General features: G+C 72.0%; 14 protein-coding genes and 1 tRNA gene. 9 read left to right on the forward strand and 6 right to left on the reverse strand.

Annotation, left to right across the window (positions count from 1 at the left end; all coding sequences use genetic code 11):
* The first annotated feature begins 2 nt into the window (after nt 1–2).
* A complete protein-coding gene (locus JOD49_RS13660) occupies nt 3–1,781 on the forward strand; it encodes a glycoside hydrolase family 35 protein (RefSeq protein ID WP_205307659.1) in 1,779 nt (592 codons plus the stop codon).
* A gap of 14 nt (nt 1,782–1,795) precedes the next feature.
* Here JOD49_RS13660 and JOD49_RS13665 read toward each other — a convergent pair whose 3' ends face one another.
* Nucleotides 1,796–2,848 carry a LacI family DNA-binding transcriptional regulator gene (locus JOD49_RS13665; RefSeq protein ID WP_205307660.1) on the reverse strand — a complete coding sequence of 351 codons (1,053 nt, stop codon included), beginning with the start codon at nt 2,846–2,848 and terminating at the stop codon, nt 1,796–1,798.
* A 93-nt stretch (nt 2,849–2,941) separates the two neighbouring features.
* Between JOD49_RS13665 and JOD49_RS13670 the strand changes: the two genes are divergently transcribed.
* Both JOD49_RS13670 and JOD49_RS13675 read left to right on the forward strand, forming a co-directional pair.
* On the forward strand, nt 2,942–5,164 hold the full coding sequence (locus tag JOD49_RS13670; RefSeq protein ID WP_205307661.1) for an alpha-galactosidase: 2,223 nt from the start codon (nt 2,942–2,944) through the stop codon (nt 5,162–5,164).
* Nucleotides 5,161–6,006, forward strand: coding sequence for an EamA family transporter (locus JOD49_RS13675; protein ID WP_307822540.1), 846 nt, complete (start codon nt 5,161–5,163; stop codon nt 6,004–6,006). The genes JOD49_RS13670 and JOD49_RS13675 overlap by 4 nt, the downstream gene beginning before the upstream one ends.
* A 30-nt stretch (nt 6,007–6,036) precedes the next feature.
* On the opposite strand, the gene JOD49_RS13680 is transcribed toward JOD49_RS13675, so the two are convergent.
* A complete protein-coding gene (locus tag JOD49_RS13680) occupies nt 6,037–6,888 on the reverse strand; it encodes an NAD-dependent protein deacetylase (RefSeq protein ID WP_307822541.1) in 852 nt (283 codons plus the stop codon).
* Nucleotides 6,889–7,189: 301 nt separating this feature from the next.
* On the opposite strand from JOD49_RS13680, the gene JOD49_RS13685 reads away from it, so the two are divergent.
* The gene (locus JOD49_RS13685; protein WP_205307662.1) at nt 7,190–8,890 is read left to right on the forward strand and encodes a glycosyl hydrolase family 18 protein; all 1,701 of its coding nucleotides are present in this window, start codon (nt 7,190–7,192) and stop codon (nt 8,888–8,890) included.
* A gap of 99 nt (nt 8,891–8,989) precedes the next feature.
* Here the strand turns inward: JOD49_RS13685 and JOD49_RS13690 are convergent, their stop codons facing one another.
* From JOD49_RS13690 to JOD49_RS13700, 3 genes are read right to left on the reverse strand one after another with little or no spacing between them, the layout of a single operon-like run.
* Complete coding sequence (locus JOD49_RS13690; protein WP_205307663.1) at nt 8,990–11,107, reverse strand: carbohydrate-binding domain-containing protein; 2,118 nt, start codon at nt 11,105–11,107, stop codon at nt 8,990–8,992.
* A complete protein-coding gene (locus tag JOD49_RS13695; protein WP_307822542.1) occupies nt 11,107–11,964 on the reverse strand; it encodes a polyphosphate polymerase domain-containing protein in 858 nt (285 codons plus the stop codon). The genes JOD49_RS13690 and JOD49_RS13695 overlap by 1 nt, the downstream gene beginning before the upstream one ends.
* The gene (locus JOD49_RS13700) at nt 11,961–12,605 is read right to left on the reverse strand and encodes a DUF4956 domain-containing protein (RefSeq protein WP_205307664.1); all 645 of its coding nucleotides are present in this window, start codon (nt 12,603–12,605) and stop codon (nt 11,961–11,963) included. Before JOD49_RS13700 ends, JOD49_RS13695 begins: the two co-directional genes overlap by 4 nt.
* Nucleotides 12,606–12,843: 238 nt before the next feature.
* On the opposite strand from JOD49_RS13700, the gene JOD49_RS13705 reads away from it, so the two are divergent.
* The 5 genes from JOD49_RS13705 (at nt 12,844) to JOD49_RS13725 (ending at nt 17,312) form a co-directional block, all read left to right on the forward strand.
* Nucleotides 12,844–12,930: transfer RNA gene (locus tag JOD49_RS13705), tRNA-Ser, on the forward strand.
* A gap of 272 nt (nt 12,931–13,202) precedes the next feature.
* A complete protein-coding gene (locus JOD49_RS13710; RefSeq protein WP_205307665.1) occupies nt 13,203–14,501 on the forward strand; it encodes an AAA family ATPase in 1,299 nt (432 codons plus the stop codon).
* Nucleotides 14,502–14,645: 144 nt separating this feature from the next.
* A complete protein-coding gene (lepB, locus tag JOD49_RS13715) occupies nt 14,646–15,542 on the forward strand; it encodes a signal peptidase I (protein WP_307822543.1) in 897 nt (298 codons plus the stop codon).
* A 330-nt stretch (nt 15,543–15,872) separates the two neighbouring features.
* On the forward strand, nt 15,873–16,841 hold the full coding sequence (locus JOD49_RS13720) for a polysaccharide deacetylase family protein (protein WP_205307666.1): 969 nt from the start codon (nt 15,873–15,875) through the stop codon (nt 16,839–16,841).
* A gap of 3 nt (nt 16,842–16,844) precedes the next feature.
* Complete coding sequence (locus JOD49_RS13725; RefSeq protein ID WP_307822544.1) at nt 16,845–17,312, forward strand: NUDIX hydrolase; 468 nt, start codon at nt 16,845–16,847, stop codon at nt 17,310–17,312.
* 104 nt (nt 17,313–17,416) lie between these two features.
* On the opposite strand, the gene aztD is transcribed toward JOD49_RS13725, so the two are convergent.
* A complete protein-coding gene (aztD, locus tag JOD49_RS13730; protein WP_205307667.1) occupies nt 17,417–18,691 on the reverse strand; it encodes a zinc metallochaperone AztD in 1,275 nt (424 codons plus the stop codon).
* Nucleotides 18,692–18,824: the final 133 nt, after the last annotated feature.

Genomic DNA, 18,824 nt, shown 5'->3' on the forward strand with positions numbered 1-18,824 from the left:
GCATGCCCAGCTTCGCCGTCGGCGAGACCGACTTCCTTCTCGACGCCGTGCCCTTCCGGATCCTCTCGGGGGCCCTGCACTACTTCCGCGTCCACCAGGACCAGTGGAGCGACCGGATCCACAAGGCGCGTCTCATGGGACTCAACACGATCGAGACGTACGTGCCGTGGAACGAGCACGCTCCGGTACGAGGTGAGTTCCGGACCGACGGCCTGCTGGACCTGGGTCGCTTCCTCGACCTCGTGCACGCCGAGGGCATGCGCGCCATCGTGCGTCCGGGACCGTACATCTGTGCCGAGTGGCACGACGGCGGGCTCCCCGGGTGGCTCGTCGCCGACCCGACGATCACGCTGCGTTCGAGCGATCCGGCGTACCTCGAGGCCATCGCCGAGTACCTCGAAGAGGTCTACGCGATCGTCCGGCCGCGCCAGATCCAGCACGGCGGACCGGTCGTGCTCGTACAGATCGAGAACGAGTACGGCGCCTACGGCGCCGACCGGGAGTACCTGCGGCGTCTGACGTCGATGACCCGCGACCTCGGGATCGACGTGCCGCTGACCACGGTCGACCAGCCGAGCGACGAGATGCTCGCCAACGGCAGTCTCGACGAGCTGCACCGGACCGCCTCGTTCGGTTCGCGGGCGACCGAGCGCCTCGCCGCCCTGCGTCGGCACCAGCCGACGGGGCCGTTGATGTGCTCGGAGTTCTGGTGCGGCTGGTTCGACAGCTGGGGCGAGATCCACCACACGTCGTCCGCGCAGGAGTCGGCGCGCGAGCTCGACGAGATGCTCGCGGCGGGGGCCTCCGTGAACGTCTACATGTTCCACGGCGGCACGAACTTCGGGTTCACGAACGGCGCCAACGACAAGGGCACCTACCGGCCCATCGTGACCTCGTACGACTACGACGCACCGCTCGCCGAGGACGGCACCCCGACCGAGAAGTACTGGCGTCTTCGCGAGGTGATCGCGAGGTACGCGCCCGTGCCGGAGGAGCGTCCCGAGGTCCGCCGCGATGCCCCGGTGCTCGGTGTCCGGTTCGACCAGAGCGTGCCGCTGCGGTCGGTCCCGGTGATCGACGCGCAGCCGTTCGACCACCTTCCCGACGCGACCGAGCTCGGCTCGACCCGGGGTTTCACCTGCTACTCGACGACGGTCGAGCACGGGGGGCTCCTCACGTTCTCCGAGGTGCGGGACCGCGCCCAGGTCTTCCTCGACGGCGCGCTCGTCGGGACGCTCGACCGCGAGCTCCACGAGCGGATGCTGCCTCTGCCGAGCCGTGCCAGCGGCGAGCTCACGGTCCTCGTCGAGAATCTCGGCGGCGTGAACTACGGGCCGCGGCTCGGCGAGGCGAAGGGCCTGATCGGTCCGGTCACGCTCGACGGCGTGGAGATCACCACCTGGGTCGCAGGGGGCGTGCGTCTGGAGGATCTCGAGCCGATCCGGGACGCGCTGTCGCGTGCCGACGAGGGAGGGGACGTCGCCGTCGTCGGGGCACCGAGCCCGGCGGTCTGCGGACCCGCGTTCGCCCGCGGTTCGTTCGTGCTGGACGAGGCCGCCGACCTCCACCTCGACCTGCGAGGGTGGGGGAAGGGCGTCCTCTGGGTGAACGGCGTCAACCTGGGCCGCTACTGGAGCCGGGGTCCGCAGCGCACCTCGTACGTGCCTGCGCCCGTGACCAGGGCCGGGGAGAACGAGGTGCTCGTCTTCGAGACGATCGGTGCCGCGTCGGCCACCGCGCAGCTCGTCGCGCGTCCCGAGCTGGGACCGACCGAGGCATGACCGTCTCCTCGGAGCTAGGTGCGGCGCACGGGGCCGGTGCTCTCGCGGACGACGAGCCGGGTCGGGATCAGGATCTTCTGCGTCTCGCTCGGTTCGCCGTCGATGATCGAGAGCAGGAGCCTCGTCGCCTGCCGGCCCACGGCGTCGAAGTTCTGGTGCACGGTGGTCAGCGCCGGCCAGTACGACGCCGCGTCGTCGGTGTCGTCGAAGCCGACCACGCTGACGTCGGCAGGAACGCTCCAGCCGTGCTCGTGGATCGCGTGCATCGCGCCGAGCGCCATCTGGTCGTTGCCGGCGAACACCGCGGTCGGTGGCTGTGCGGAGGCGAGGAGCTCGCGGGTGCGCGCGAGCCCCGAGCTCGCGGTCCAGTCACCGACGAGGACCGGGTGGGCGGGGAGCCCGGCGTCGAACATGATCTGGCGGTAGGCCGCGGCTCGGCGCTTGGCCGAGAAGGAGGTCGAGGGGCCGGAGATGTGCACGATGTCGCGGTGCCCGAGGTCGAGCAGGTGCTGCAGCGCGATCTGGGCGCCCTGCTCCTGGTCGGTGTCGACGATCGTGTAGGGAAGGTTGGCGTCGGAGTCGACGATCACCAGGGGCAGGCCGGCCGTGAGCTTGAGCTCGTCGAGCGAGTCGATCTTGGCCGACATCACGAGGATGATGCCGTCGACGGCCTGCTCCTCGAGCCGGCTGAAGGCACCGGCGACGTCAATCTGCGTCGGATCCTTGACCGGCAGCAGCGTGGTCGTGTACCCGGCGGCCTCGGAGGCCTCGGCGATGGCGTTGAGCGTGCGCTCGGTGCCGAGCGTGGCGAGGTTGAAGGTGACGAACCCGATGCTGCGGAACCGGCCCGACTTCAGGTTGCGTGCCGCGCTGTTGGGCCGGTATCCGAGGGCCCGCATCGATGCCTGCACCCGTTCACGGGTCGCCGGTCTGACGTTCATCTGTCCGTTCGCGACGCGCGAGACGGTCTGCGCGGAGACACCGGCATGCTTCGCGACGTCGTTGATCGAGGCGCGGGGCCGGGCAGGAGCGTCGGCTCCGGACGGTGTGTTCGATGAGGGCCTCATGATGACGCAAACACTAGCGGATCCCGCTCGCTCCGTCCCGTGCGGTCGCGAGCCGGGCGCCGACCGCACCACCCACCTACGGAAAGGTCCCCGATGACCACCCAGCAACCACTCCTCGGCCTGATCCTGCGCTCCGGTGGAGTCATGCTCGCGCTGGACCTCGCAGACGACTCCCTGCCCTCGATCGTGCACTGGGGTGCAGACCCGGGGCCGCTCGGCGAGGAGGGCTTCGACGCGCTGCGGCAGACCGCGGTCCTGCCCGTCGGTGCGAGCGAGGTCGACGTCCCGGTGCAGATCGCGATCCTGCCGGAGCACGCGCGCGGTTGGATGGGCGCCCCAGGAGTCAGCGGGTCCCGGGCGGGCGCGGCCTGGTCGCCGCTCTGGCGCACGACGTCGGCGCTGCTCGACGGGCGCGAGCTGCTCGCACCGACGGCCCCTCGTCTCGTCGAGCAGGGGAGCGGCGCGCTCGTCGTGAACGCCGTCGACGACGCCGCCGAGCTGGCACTGACCCTCACCGTCGAGCTGTCGGCGGCGGGGATCGTGCGCCTGCGCGCCGGGGTCGAGAACACGGGGGACAGCCCCTACCAGCTCGACCAGGTCCTGCTCAGCATGCCCACCCCGCCCGTGGCGAGCGAGATCCTCGACCTGGCCGGTCGGTGGGGCGGCGAACGTGCACCGCAACGCAGCACCGTGACGGTCGGGACCCATCGCCGAGAAGGTCGACGCGGCCGTACCGGGCTCGACGCGGCGACCGTGCTCTCGGTCGGCACGCCCGGGTTCGGCTTCGGACACGGTGAGGTCTGGGGGGTGCACACCGGGTGGTCCGGCAACCACGTCCACCAGGTCGAGCGGGTCCTGAGCGGCGAACAGCTGATCGGTGGGGGCGAGCTGCTGCTGCCCGGCGAGGTGCGCCTCGCCCGCGGGGAGCGGTACACGAGCCCTTGGGTCTACGGCATCTACGGGGCCGGGCTGGACGACGCGGCGCGGCGCACGCACCGGCACCTGCGCGCGCGTCCGCAGCACCCGACGTCGCCCCGCCCGGTCACGCTCAACGTGTGGGAGGCCGTCTACTTCGACCACGACGTCGACACCCTGCGAGACCTCGCCGATCACGCGGCAGAGCTCGGCGTCGAACGATTCGTGCTCGACGACGGCTGGTTCGGAGGCCGGCGCAACGACCGCGCCGGTCTGGGCGACTGGTTCGTCTCGCCGGACGTCTGGCCCGAGGGGCTGCACCCGCTCGTCGACCACGTGCGAGGGCTGGGCCTGCAGTTCGGGCTGTGGTTCGAGCCCGAGATGATCAACGTCGACTCCGAGCTCGCACGCGCGCACCCGGAGTGGATCATGGCGACGGGCGGCCGCCTGCCCGTCGAGTCACGCCACCAGCAGGTCCTCGACCTCGGGATCCCCGAGTGCTACGCCCACGTCCGTGACGCCCTGTGCGCGATCCTCGACGAGTACGACATCGCGTACATCAAGTGGGACCACAACCGCGACCTGGTCGACGCGGGATCGGGGCCCGACGGCCGCCCTGGCGTGCACGAGCAGACGCTCGCCTTCTACCGGCTCGTCGACGAGCTGAGGTCGCGCTACCCGGGTCTCGAGATCGAGTCGTGCTCCTCGGGGGGCGGCCGGGTCGACCTCGGTGTCCTCGAACGCACCGACCGCATCTGGGCGTCCGACGACAACGACCCCCTCGAGCGCCAGCAGATCAACCGGTGGACGGGTCAGCTCGTGCCGCCCGAGATGATCGGGGCGCACGTAGCGTCGGGCGCCTCGCACACGACCGGGAGGGTCCAGTCATTGTCGTTCCGCGCGATCACCGCCCTGTTCGGGCATCTCGGCGTGGAGTGGGACCTGCGAGCGGCGAGCGCCACGGAGCGTGCCGAGCTCGCCGGGTGGATCGCCTTCTACAAGGAGCACCGTGCGCTGCTGCACGGTGGTGAGGTGGTGCGCCTCGACCACCCGGACACCTCGCTCACCCTCCACGGCGTCGTGGCCCCGGACGGGTCGGAGGCGGTGTACTCGTACGTGTCCCTCACGCGTGCCGCGGTGGCGAGCCCGGGACGTGTCCGGCTCCCCGGGCTCGAGCGTGGCGGGACCTACCGCGTCGAGCCCGTCCTCGTCGGCGGCCTCCCCGACGGTGCCGACCCGGCGCCGTGGTGGGCGGGCGGGGCGGTCACGCTGAGCGGGGCGGTCCTCGCCACGGCCGGCGTGGTCATGCCCGCGCTCCGGCCCGAGCAGGCCGTCCTGCTCCGCGCGCGGCGCGTCGCCGACGCCACCGGTGACGGAGACACGCCTGGGTCGGCAGGGTGACCGGGTCCGTCGTCCTCGTGGTCCTCGGTGCCGCGCTGCTGCACGGTACGTGGAACGCGATCGCCAAGGCCATCCCTGCGCGGCTGGTCTCCTCGACGCTCATCGCGCTGGTGTATCTCGTCGTCGGGGGGATCGGCTGCCTGGTCCTGCCGCTCCCCGGGTCGTCCGCGTGGCCCTACCTGCTGGTGTCGGCCGCCGTCCAGACGCTCTACCTCCTGCTGCTCACGGCGGCGTACGCGACGTCGGACTTCGGCAGCGCGTACCCCCTCACCCGCGGTATCGCCGTGCTCGGCGTCACCCTCGTCTCGACGCTGTTCCTCGGGGAGCGGATGACGGCGGCGCAGCTCGGGGGCGTCGCGGTGGTCGCGCTGGCGCTGCTCACGCTGGCCTGGGCGCCGAAGGGGCGTGCGAGCACGGCGGGCACGCTCATCTCGGTCGTGGTCGGCGTCACCATCACGGCGTACTCGGTGCTCGACGGCGTCGGGGTGCGCCTCTCGGGGGAGCCGCTCAGCTATGCGGCGTGGCTGTTCCTGCTCCAGGGGGTCTCGATCCCCGTCGTCTGCCTGGTGCTGGCACGGGACAAGCGCGAGTTCGCCCGGGGACTGCGCGCGCACGCCCCGATGGGTGCGCTCGGTGGCGTCCTCTCGCTCGTGGCCTACACGATCGTCGTCTGGGCGCAGTCGGTCGCGCCGCTCGCGGTCGTCTCGGCGCTGCGTGAGACAGGCGTCCTCGCCGCAGGTGCGATCGGCTATCTCGTGTTCCGCGAACCGTTGAGCGTGCGGCGCGTCACGGCGACGATCTGCGCCGTGGCGGGGATCGTGGCGATCCGCCTCGGGGCGTGAGGGCTCGGACGCCCTCGTCCGCCGGCGGCGTCAGAGCCTGTCCGCGAGCTCCTCGAGCGTCTCGGAGACCCCTGCTTCGAGCTTGATCGTGGCCAGCGGGTCTCCCCGGGTCGCACCGCGGTTGACGATCACGACGGGCTTGTCGGTCTTCACGGCGTGCTTGACGAACCGGAGCCCGCTCAGGACGGTCAACGACGAGCCGGCGACGAGCAGGGCGTCGGCCGCGTCCACCATGGCGAAGGCCCGCTCGACCCGCTCGCGCGGGACGTTCTCGCCGAAGTACACGATCTCCGGCTTGAGCACGCCGCCGCAGAACTCGCACGCGGCGGGCACGAAGTGCGAGGTCGACTCGATCACGGCGTCCGCGTCGGGCGCGGTCTCGACGTCGTCGAGGTCGCCGATGCTCTCCAGGAAGTGCGGGTTGAGCTCGGTGAGCCGGTCGGCCAGGTGCTCGCGCGAGATGACGCGCGCGCAGGACAGGCAGATCACGCGGTCGTAGCGACCGTGCAGGTCGATGACGTTGCGCGAGCCCGCGTCCTCGTGGAGCAGGTCGACGTTCTGCGTGATGATCCCTTCGAGGACGCCGCGCTCCTCGAGCCGGACCAGCGCCTTGTGGCCGGCGTTGGGGTGCGTGCGGTGTACGCGCTGCCAGCCCACGTGGTTGCGGGCCCAGTAGTGGCGGCGGAACGCCTCGTCCCCGACGAACTGCTGGTAGGTCATGGGGTTGCGGGGCGGGGAGTCGGGCCCGCGGTAGTCGGGGATGCCCGAGTCGGTCGAGATGCCGGCACCCGTCAGCGCGGTGAGCCGCTTGCCGCGCAGCAGGTGGACGACGTCGTCGATGGTGGGGCTGGTTGCTGGGGTCGCGGGGATCTGCGGGGGCACGATCCGAGCGTACGACGGCCTCGGGAGGGCTTCCACAAGGAACGGTGTGAGGTGCGGCGCCCCGGGCAGGAGGTGAGGTGGGAGGCGGCGCGGGGAGGCTCGCGCGACGTGGGATCGGGCACACGACAAACCGAGGAAATGCGCCGAGTAGGACGCCCGTCCAGGGGGCAAATCGGGGCGTTCGGCCCAACACGCCCTCGTATTGGTTAAGACCCTTGGCAAAGGTTCCTTTCGGGTCTACTGTGCGAGGCGTCCGAACAAAGTTCCGGGCGTGCCCGGAGGAGAGCAACGAGGCCCTCACATGCAAGACACACCCAGACGCCGGCTCGCGCCGGTGGCGATCGCCGCAGCCGCGGTGCTCGCCGCTTCCGTCGTGGTGGCACCGGCAACCCAGGCCGCCGCCCCTACCGCCAAGCCCGCCACCACCTCGTCGTCCGCAGGCCCTGACGACATCAACGGCTACCGCAGCGTCGGCTACTTCATGGCCGACGGCCCGATCACTCGCGACTTCCACGTCGCGAACCTCGTGTCGACCGGGGCGATCAAGGACCTGACCCACCTCAACTACGCGTTCGGCAACGTCACGACCGACCTCGTGTGCGACATCAACCAGGTGCCCGGCGAGGGCGACGCGCAGAACGACTTCCTGCGCCTCGTGCCCGCGAACCAGTCCGTCGACGGCAAGGCCGACAAGGCCGGCCAGGCGCTCGCGGGCAACTTCAACCAGCTCCGCAAGCTCAAGGCCGTCAGCCCCGACACCAAGATCCTCGTGTCGCTGGGCGGCTGGACCTGGTCGGACAACTTCTCCGAGGCCGCGTCCACGGCCGAGGGGCGCACGAAGCTCGTGAACTCGTGCCTCGACATCTACATCAAGGGCAACCTGCCGCAGATCGGTGACAAGGGTGGGCCGGGCGCGGCCGCCGGCATCTTCGACGGCATCGACATCGACTGGGAGTGGCCCGTCACCGGTGGCGAGACCGCGAACGCGCGCCCCGAGGACAAGGAGAACTTCCTGCTCCTCATGGAGGAGTTCCGCACCTCGCTCGACGCGCTGGGCGCTCAGAGCGGTCAGGACTACCTGCTCACCGGCTTCGCCCCCGCGGGTGGCTGGAACGCCGGCCAGGGCGGATGGCTCGACCCGCGGCTCTTCGCGGTCGTCGACTTCCTCAACGTCCAGGGCTACGACTTCCACGGCGGCTGGGTCCCCAACAAGACGGGGCACCAGGGGAACCTGCACCCGGACGGCACCGAGAACTGGGGCCTGGGCCTCGACGGCGCCATGGGCATGTACGTCAACGCGGGCGCGGACCCGCAGCAGCTCAACGCGGGCCTCGCGGCCTACGGCCACGGCTGGTACGGCGTCGCGGACGGCAGTGCCGGGTGGAAGCCCGCAGCCGGCTACATCGGGACCAAGACGTACGCCGAGCTGCGCACTGTCGGCAAGGCGTACTTCGACCCGACGATCGGCGCCTCGTGGCGCTACGACGGCGACCAGTGGTGGAGCTACGACGACAAGGCGTCCGTGAACGCGAAGGCCGAGTGGCTGGCGGTCCAGGGCTACGGCGGCGCCATGTGGTGGGACCTCACGGGCGACTACAAGAACGAGCTCGGCTCGACCCTCGGTGCGACGCTGCGCGCGTCGACCCCCGGCCCGCAGGTCGGCGCGCAGTGCGCCGCCCCCTGGTACGGCTCGGGCGTCTACACGTCGGGCGACGTGATCTCGCACGAGGGCAACGAGTACAAGGCCAAGTGGTGGACGCGTGGCACGGCTCCCGCCGCGACCTCGGGCAGCCCGTGGCAGAAGATCGGCCCGTGCGGCACGGCCCCCGTGGTCGAGGTCGTCAAGTGTGCCCCGGCGTTCTCGCTCGAGGCCACGTACTCGGGCGGCGCGGTCGTCTCGCGTGCGGGCGTGAACCACACCGCTCAGTGGTGGACCCGTGGCGAGGTGCCCGGGAGCAACGTCTGGGGTGCGTGGGACGCGGGTCGGCCCTGCTCGGCCTGAGACCTGCGTGACCGTCCCGGGTCGGTCCGGGACGGCCAGGGGCGCTGCACCGTCGGGTGCGGCGCCCCTGGCGCGTTCGTCGTCAGGGGCCCGACGGCGTCACGCGCCGCTCGTGGCCGTCCCGCCCGAGGTGTCGCTCGAGCCGGTCGAGCCGTCGGTGCCGGGCCTGCGACCGCCGCCCATGCCGCCCATGCCGCCGCCCGCGAACTCGCCCGCGACGGCTGTCGCCGCCTGCGTCGCGCCGTCGCTGGTGCCGTCCGACGAGAGCCCCGTGTCGTCCGGGGTACCGAGCGTCCCGCCGGTCCGGAAGACGTAGGTGGCGCCCGTCTCGATCTCGGGCGACGAGTAGACGACGTTCTGCGTGTCCTTGGTGACCTCGTAGGACACGAGGGTCGTGCCGTCCTCGGCGAGCACGTGGACGACGGTCCCGGCCACGGCGCTCTGGTCGAGGTTCGCGGCGACCCAGCCCTGCGACGAGTCGGTGTCGGGGGCCACGGCCATGCCCGAGCTGCCCGCCGCGAGCAGCGTGCCTCCTGAGATCGTGAACGTGCCGTTGACGTCGAGCGCGCCGTTCCCGGCGTTCGTCGGCCCCTGGACCACGGTGGTCCCGCCCGTGATCTCGAGCGTGCCGTTGCTGTCCAGGCCGTCGCCGCCCGCGTCGACCACGAGGGTGCCGCCCGAGATCGTGAGCGAGTAGTCGCCCGCCGCCTCGCCGCCCGGTGCGCCGCCGCCCTGGCCGCCCGCCTGCCCGCCGGGAGCTGCGCCGTCGGGCATCTCGCCGGACGGCATCTCGCCGTCGGGCCTGGCCGGGGGAGCGCCGGCCGTGCCGTCGCCGGGGACCGTGCCGTCGGGCAGGGTGGGGCGCTCGCCGTCCGCCGGGGGAGTGAAGTCGTCCGGCGCCTGGCCGTCCTGCGGTGCGGGGCCCTCCTGCGCGGTGCCGGTGCCCGTGGTGTCGGTGCTCGTCCCGCCCGCGGCGTTCACGCCGTCGTCGGACGCGGTGATGTCGACGTCACCGCCCGCGAGCGTGATCGTGGCCCCTTCGAGGCCCTCGACCGACTCCGAGACGGTGAGGGTGCCGCCCGTGATCGTGAGGTCGCCGTCGGCGTGGACGCCGTCGTCGCCCGAGGCGAGCGAGAGATTGCCACCGGAGACCGACACGGCGCCGTTCGAGTGCAGGCCGTCGTCCGCGGCGGAGACGTCCACGGTCGCGCTGCCGCCGACCACGACCCCGACGTCGCCCTTGATGCCCTTGGCCGAGGCGTCGTCGGCGACCTCCGTGCCGGGCCCGCCTGCCGCGGTGATCTTCACGGTCGCGTCCGCGACGATCGCGTCGGTCTCGGCCTGGATGCCGTCGTCGCCCGAGGTGACGTCGACCGTCCCGCCGAGGACCGCGACGTAGCCCATGGTCTCGTCGTCGGCGTTCGTGGACTTGAGGCCGTCGGCCGCCGCGGTCACGGTGACCGACGCGTCGTCGGTCACGACGAGGTAGTCCTTGCCGCGGAGGCCGTCGTCGCCCGCGTCGACCGTGAGGGTGCCGCCCGCGATCACCAGGCCGTCCTTGCTCGCGATCCCGTCGGTCGCGGCGCTGACCACGTCGAGCGACCCGGTGCCGCCGATCGTGAGGTCGGCCGAGGAGAACAGGGCTGCGTCGGGCTCGTCGGTGCTGCCGTCCGCATCGGCGTCCACAGCAGCACCGGTGGCCTCCAGGTGATTCGTCGAGCCGTCGGCCAGGACCACGACCGCGGTCGCGGCGTCCTCGACGACGAGCGCCGAGGTCGTCGAGGACGTGACGCTCGCGCCGTCGAGCACGAGGCGCACCACGCCGTCGCCCGACGACGCCACGACGAGCCGCCCGTCGGTCAGGTCCCCCGTGACGCGGTAGGTCCCGGCCTGGGTGATCGTGACGGTCGAGCCGTCGACGGTCGCGCCGTCACCGTCCGCCCGGGCCGAGTCGCCGTCGAGCGAGATCCCGACCTCCTCGGACTCGTCCCACGAGAGGTCCTCGTCGTCCGCACCCGAGGAGTGCGGGTCGGCGTTCGCGGCCATGGCCTCCTCGGGGGTCAGGCCCGCGACCGCGGCCGAGGCCGTGGTGGCGGAGGCGGCGTCGCTCGTGGTGGTGCTCGTGCCGGTGTCCGCCGAGCAGCCGACGAGCGCGGCGGCCGTGAGCGTGGCGGTCAGGACAGCGGTCGTGACGGTGGTGGGTCTGCGGAGTCGCATCAGGTGCTCCTGTCGGGAGTGGTGGTCAGGGAGGGTTCGACCCAGCGGCGGACGACACGTCGCCACGGGGTGCTCGGCAGGTCGGGGCGCAGGACCGCCAGACCCGTGCCGTACTTGGAGATGCGCTGCGGCCGGTGTCCGCTGCGCCAGAGCAGGTGGTCGAGGCACGACGGCGTCGACCCGGTCTTGGTCTCGACGACCACGAGGTCGGGGACCGCCGCGAACCGGCCCGCGGGCGTGCCCTCGTCGAGCAGCCACGTCAGGCCCGTGTCGAGCGTCGCGCGAGCCGCAGGCGCACCGGGTCTCGTCCCGGGAAGGAGCAGCGTCGAGCGCCGGTACCTGGTCACGAGGCCCGCCGCGAGCGGCAGGTCGGCCGCCTCGGGGATCGCGGCGCCGTCGAGCGTCGCCGACACGAAGCGTCGGCCCTCGCCCAGCTCGCAGCGGCCCGCGAGGTCGTGCTCCACGCGGTCCTTGACGGTCGAGCCGCGCGCGGCGCGCGTCTTGACCTCGAGCCACGCCTCGCCCGAGTCCAGGTAGGTCCGGGTACGGACCTTGAACCGCCGCCGACGGCGGTGCGCGGCCAGGTGGAAGCTCGTCAGGTCCGGGGTGTCGAAGTACACCGACTCGTACGAGAACTCCCGACGGCCGTCGACGTCGAGCACCCGCACGCCCGGCTCGCGCTCGGCCAGGTCGGCCAGGACCGCCCGTGCCTCCGCGCGCCGCAGGACGTACTTGCGGTCGATCCGGGTCTGGAGCGACGCCGAGGCCACGAGCTCGTCGAGCGACACGGGGGAGAACCCCGCGGCAGGTGCGGCGAGAGTGTCGGGCGCGGCGCCGTCGGGCAGGAGCGTGGTCACGCCGTCACCCCCGTGCGGGCTGCAGGCCCGGTCGGGGCCGCGAGGGCCGCGGCGACGTCGACCCCGCTGCTCGCCGCGACGCCGCCGCCCGGGGCGACCTCGAAGCGGACGTCGACCAGGGTCGTGTCGTTCACCAGGTCGAGGCGCTGGACCGACGCCGAGTGCACGTGCGCCCCGAGGAGCTGTTCGAGGTAGGCGACGAGGCCGGCCTCGTCGGGGAGCGCGCGGTCGAGCAGGACGACCTGACTGCGGTGGCGCCGCAGCAGCCGCGGGTGGTCCGCGACCGCCATGACCACCAGGATCAGGGCGCTGCCCGCGACGCCGAGCCAGCCCGCGGTCGCGCCGAGGCCCCCTAGGAGGCCCAGGGCGAGGGCCGCGAAGTAGTACGCGACCTCGTGCTGGCTGAGCTCGGTCGACCGCAGCCGGATGATCGACAGGACGCCGAAGAGGCCCAGGCCCAGGCCCGCGCCGACCGTGCTGCTCGCGAGCGTCGCCGCGACCGCCAGCACGCCCACGTTCACGCCCAGGTAGGCCACGACCAGGTCGCGGCGCCGATGACGCGGGAAGTAGAGGCCGAACGTCAGGACGAGCACGGCGACCAGGTCGACGAGGTACAGCGCGAGCTGTGGGGGCTGGGTCACGGGTGACCTCCAGGTGACGGGGAAGTGAACTCCTCCATGGAGCCGCCCGAACCTGTGAGGTCGCTATGACACGGGGTAGGTGAGGATGTGAGTTCGGGGTGCGTCGGGTGCCCGACGGCGGGGCTCGCCCCGGGCGTCCGACGGCGGCCTCCCACGGGTGCCGGCAGGCGTGCGGGGTGCCCGATTCGGTCCAGGCGCCGCGAGCGGGTATCCTTCTGCAGCCGGGACTTCCCGGCTGGGTAGCGTGTCCGAGTGGCCTAAGGAGCACGCCTCGAAAGCGTGTGTGGGTGAAAGTCCACCGTGAGTTCGAATCTCACCGCTACCGCAAGCACGAAGGGTCCCGACCAGTGGTCGGGGCCCTTCGTCGTTCCCGATAGCGCATCGAGTGCTTGGGGCGGGCCGAGGTAGAGGCGGGGGCGTTGTTTCGGGGGTCGCCAACAATTGTTGACGCTCTCTCAAGACCACCACTCGCCGCCCACCAGGGGTTTCGGGGCGAGGCCGGCCCCGACGCCCGCAAAAACCGACGACGACCCGAGCGCTCGTCCGGCAGGATGGGCCGGCCGGGAGCGTCCCGCCACAGTCACCGCGGGAGACCTGATGCACGACTACGACGAGTACGAGCGGATCCTCGGAGATGCCGGGGAGACGACGCTCGAGGTGCTGCGCACCCTCGGGCTCCTTCTGGGTGCCGGTGAGTCGGAGACGGCGAGCCAGAAGGCGTGGGCGGCACGACGCCTCGGAGTCCCGCAGTCCGGGCTCGTGGCGGTCGACCACGTCGCGTCCATGACCGGGATCGCCGTCCTCGGACACGTGCTCGGCGACCGGATGCAGCGGCACGGCGTCACGGAGGTCGGAGGTCCGGGCGACGGGGAGCCGCCGACGTGGGCGCCGCTCCAGATCGGGACCGTCGCGGAGCACATGGTGCCCGCGCGGCTCGTCGCGTTCTTCCCGCCGGGCTCGCTCGCGCAGGTGCCGCTCTGCCTCGCGATCGACAACGCGTCCTACGCGCGCGAGCTCAAGGTCTACTCCCGCACCGAGGACCGGCCGCACGCCCAGGACGTCATGCATGAGCTGTTGGCGCTCGCCAAGGGTGAGCTCAACCCCTACCGCTCGCGGGTCCTCGAGGCCACCTTCGCCGAGCACATGCTCCTTCTGTCGGTCTCGGCGGCCGAGCCCGTCGACCGCTCGACCCTGGTCCTGCCGGAGTCGCTCTGGCGCGAGGTCGACGTCTTCGTCGACGCCGCCACGTCCAAACGCGATCTCATGCGGAGCCTGGGGCTGGGGACGACCCGGGGGATGCTCCTCGCCGGGCCTCCCGGCGTCGGCAAGACGCACCTCGCGCGCGTCCTGGCGTCCGAGCTCCAGGGCGAGTTCACCGTGATCTTCGCGGACGCGGCCACGATGCGCAGCGCGATCCGCGACGTGTACGACGAGGGCGAGACGTTCGGCCCGCTGGTCGTCATCCTCGAGGACGTGGACCTCATCATCGGCCACCGGAAGAAGGGGTCGAACCCCGAGGCGCTCGCGGACTTCCTCGGGGCGCTCGACGGGATCAAGCAGCTCTCCGACGTCTTCACCATCGCGACGACCAACGACCCCGGAGCGATCGACCCGGCGGCTCAGCGCACCGCACGCTTCGACACGATCCTCACGCTACCCCGGCCGGGAGTCGCGGAGCGGGTCGCGATCCTGGAGCGGTACCTCGATCCGTTGGGGCTGGACCTCGATCTCGGCGCGACCGCGCGTCTCCTCGAGGGGTGCATGGGTTCGGACCTGCGGGAGGTCGCGCGTCGGGCCGTGCTCGAGCTGGGGACGTCGTTCGACGAGCGGGCTCTGCGGGACGTCGCCACGTCGGGACGGTGGAAGCCTCAGGCGGACGTCGGTCAGTACCTCTGACAGCGCCGTCGGACGCCGGCGGCGTCGTGCCGGGAGCCAATCACGTGCACCCAGGCGTCGCCGGGTGCCCTCGCGCCACCGCGACATGTCCGGTCCGCCCGAGATGAACCGGCCGGTTCGGCCCATCGGTGGAAGAGTGTCTCCGTGACCTCGAACGACGCAGACAGCGCAGACGACCAGCCGAGACCGTCCGGTGCGTTCGCCGCAGCCCCCGACGTCGACTCGGTCTTCCCTGCGCGTCCCGCGCCGGCCCCCGGCGAGGACGCGCGGGGCGGGGCGACGTCCGGCGACCGGGCTGCCCCGGCCGAACCGAGCGACCCAGCAACCCCGGCCACCCCAGCCCCGGACACCGACGACACCCCTGCCCCCACCAGGAGCCGCTGGTCTTTCGCGCGCGAGGTCGGCATCATCGTCGTCGCCGCGCTGATCATCTCGTTCCTCATCAAGACGTTCCTGGTCCAGCCGTTCGTCATCCCCAGCGAGTCGATGGAGGACACGCTCATCAAGGACGACCGGGTCCTGGCCTCGCGCCTGGTCCCGCGGTTCCTCGACGTGCACCGCGGCGACGTCGTGGTCTTCAAGGACCCGGGCGGCTGGCTCGCGAGCCAGCCGCAGAACGAGTCGACGGGGCTGGTCAAGGCGGGGGAGACGTTCCTGACGTTCATCGGCATCCGTCCGGTGGACGCGAACGAGCACCTCATCAAGCGGGTCATCGGCCTGCCGGGCGACCACGTGACGTGTTGCGACGCGCAGGGTCGGGTCTCGGTCAACGGTGTGCCGATCGACGAGACGTACATCAAGCCGGGCTCGGCCCCGAGCGAGATCCCGTTCGACGTGACGGTCCCGGAGGGGTACCTGTTCGTCCTGGGCGACAACCGCCAGAACTCGGGCGACTCGCGCTACAACACCGACAAGAAGGGGAAGGGTTTCGTGCCCATGGACAACGTCGTGGGCACCGCGGTCGCGAAGGTGTGGCCGCTCGACCGGGCCGCGTTGATGCGCAACCCGGGCAGCGTCTTCGAGGACGTCCCGGAGCCCTGAGCGGAGGCGCCCGCACGACGACCACGCCGCCCGGGCGCTCCGGCTTCACCTCCTCTAGCGTGGGGGCACTGGCCGCTCGTGGAAGGACTGCTCGTGTCGTGGATCTCGGACCGACCTGTCGGAGGACTGCGTCGCGCGGCGCTCGGTGCGGTGGCCGTGGTGGGTGCGCTGGCGGTGGTCGCGGGATGCACGGGGTCGCCCGCGCCGGACCCTGGCCCGACGCCGGAGCGTCCCTCCGCGACAGACTCGTCGTCGGAGAGCCCCACGCCCCCACCCAGCCCGACGCCCACCCCGACCCCCACCCCGACGCGTGCCGCGTCGAACGTGCCGATGACGAAGCTCGCCCCGGGGCAGGCGCCTCCGCAGTTCGTCATCTTCTCGTTCGACGGCGCCGGGTGGCACGACCGCTGGACCGAGTTCCGTGAGGCCGCGGCGCAGGTGAACGCGCGGTTCACGGGGTTCCTCACGGGCATCTACCTCCTCACGGACGACCACCGCGACGCCTATACGGGGCCGGGGCACCCGACGGGCAAGGCGTCGGTGAGCTTCGGCGGTGATGCCGCCACCGTGACGACGCTCGTGGGCGACCTCAACGCGGCGTGGATGGAGGGGCACGAGATCGGGACGCACTACAACGGTCACTTCTGCGCGGACAACCCGCCGGGCGGGGCGTCGTGGTCGACGGCCGACTGGAACAGCGAGCTCGACCAGTTCTTCGGGTTCTGGAACGGATGGCAGGAGATCGACGGCCTGCAGGGCACACCGCCGCTCGCGATCCCGGCGTCCGAGGTCAAGGGTGGCCGGACGCCGTGCCTCGAGGGGAACTGGGACCAGATCGCCCCGGCGTGGGCCGCGCACGGGCTGACCTACGACTCGTCGATCCCGGGCAGCGGCATCGCGTGGCCCAAGCAGGAGTACGGCGTGTGGGAGTTCCGCATGCAGACGACGAGCTCCCCGACGCTGGGCAGCGTCATGGCCATGGACTACAACTTCTGGTACAAGTTCAACAAGGCGAAGAACCAGCCCGAGCGGGCCCCGGAGATCCAGGCCGCGGTCCTGGAGACGTACCGCCACATGTACTCGGCGGCGTTCACCGGCAACCGGGCGCCGGTGCTCGTGGCGAACCACTTCAACCAGTGGAGCGGCAACGCGTTCAACCCTGCCGCGAAGGAGTTCATGCTCGAGACGTGCGGCAAGCCGGAGACCATCTGTGCGACGTACCAGGACGTCATCGCCTGGATGAACCTGCAGGACCCGGCGGTGCTCGCCGAGCTCCAGGCGCGCCCGGCGGTGTACTGAGCCGTGGTCACGAGCGCGGGGCTCCTGCTCTACCGGGTCGCGGACGACGGCGCGTTCGAGGCGTTGCTCGGCCACATGGGCGGGCCGTTGTGGGCACGCAAGGACGAGCGTGCGTGGACGATCCCCAAGGGCGAGCACGCGGCCGACGAGGACCCGCACGACGCTGCGGTGCGCGAGTTCACCGAGGAGCTGGGATCGTCGCCGCCCGACGGCCCCGAGGTCGACCTGGGCGAGATCCGGCAGCGCGGGGGCAAGACGGTCCGGGCGTGGGCGCGCCGGGCCGACTTCGACGTGAGCACCGCGGTGAGCAACACGTTCGAGATGGAGTGGCCGCCGCGCTCGGGGCGCCGGGCGAGGTTCCCGGAGCTGGACCGCGTGGAGTGGGTGCCGCTCGCGCGGGCGCGCGACCTGGTGGTCGCGGGTCAGGTGGCCCTGCTGGACCGCCTCGAGGAGGCGCTCATAGAGCCCTGACGTGCCCGACGACGGAGCGCGCCCCGGGCGACCACCTCTCTGTCGGGAGGTGTCGCCCGGGGCGCGCGGCGCCGTCGGGCAGGGAGGGCCCGGGAGGGCGGGGCCTACTCCGGGAGGCCCGTGACGCCCGTCAGCTCGTTGGGGACGACGTCGAGCGTGGTGCTCGCGTAGACCTCGCCCGACTCGACGTCGACCGCGTGCACGGCCTTCGTCGCGGGGTCGGTGACGTACGCGGTGTGGTCGAGCACGAAGAGCGTGGGTCGCGGGGCCTGCCAGTCGTCGGGCTCGGTCCAGGCGCCCGTCACGGCGATGGTGCGGGTGATCGCGCCCGTGGCGGGGTCGATGACGCGTAGCTCCCCGTCGGTCCCGAGGACCAGGGCCTCACCGTGCGGGCCGCGGCCGAGCGAGCGGAACGAGTAGCTCGCGCCCGTCTCGACCAGGGTGATCTGCTGGGACACGGTGTCCACGAGCGAGACGCGGGTGGGGCGTTCGAGCTCGGCGTCGGGGTCGGTCTTGTAGTCGCCCAGGACGACCGGGGACTCCTCGGACCCGGCCTGGTTGCCGATGCGGCCGTAGGCGTCGGCCGACGCGATCTTGGTCAGCTCGCCGCCTGCGTAGACGACCACGCCGTCCTGGCAGCCCACGACCACGGCCTCGTCGGACGCGACGGCCTCGCCGTGCACTCCCGGGCAGGCGTCGGTGCGCGCGATCTCGTGGCGCGCGCTGTCGAGGACGACGACGCTCGACCGGGCGTCCTCGGTGCCGTCGGTGACCAGCAGGTTCCCGTTCTCGAGCTCGACCGCGACGCCGTGGTGCGGCGACGGGGTCGTGTACGTGGTGGTCTTCGGCGTGCCGTCGGCGAGGTCGTGGGGGTCGAACGACTCGACGAGCCCCGAGCCGTCGTTGAACAGGACCGTGCGGCCCGCGTGGCGGACCACGTGCCCGGGGTGGTTCGCGGCGAACTCGACCGTCGTGAAGGCCGGGTCGGACGTGTAGAAGTGCGAGTGGTTGCCGTGCGGCTCGCCCCACGTACCGAGGTCGAGGACGCGGAACGCGTCGCCCGCGGAGACGATCACGTGGCGCTCGTCCCCCGCGGGGTTGAGGCGCGTGAAGCCGTCGACGGGCAGGTCGGCGACCTGTTCGAGGCTCGTGCCGTCGAGGACGACGACGCCCCCGTCGTAGGTCAGGGCGATGCGCGGGGTGTCGGTCGCGGCCTCGGTCCCGTGGCCGCCCTCCTCGTGCTCGTCGTGCTCGTGGTCGTGCTCGGTGGCGTCGGAGGCGGCCGGGCCGGCCTCGCCCGTGGCGCAGCCGGCGAGGACGACGGCGGGCAGGGCGAGGGCGATCCCCAGGGCGAGGCTGCGGTGTCTGGTGCTGGTCATGGCGTCACGGGACCCGGACGGGTCCCACCGTCCTTCCGGTAGGTGGGTGGGTTCCGTCGCAGGAGCGGCGGACCTCGCCCACCGTAGCAGAGAATGAGAACCACTATCATTATCGTTCCGGAGGAGGGCAGGT

This window comes from Oerskovia jenensis (assembly GCF_016907235.1).
Classification (GTDB): domain Bacteria; phylum Actinomycetota; class Actinomycetes; order Actinomycetales; family Cellulomonadaceae; genus Oerskovia; species Oerskovia jenensis.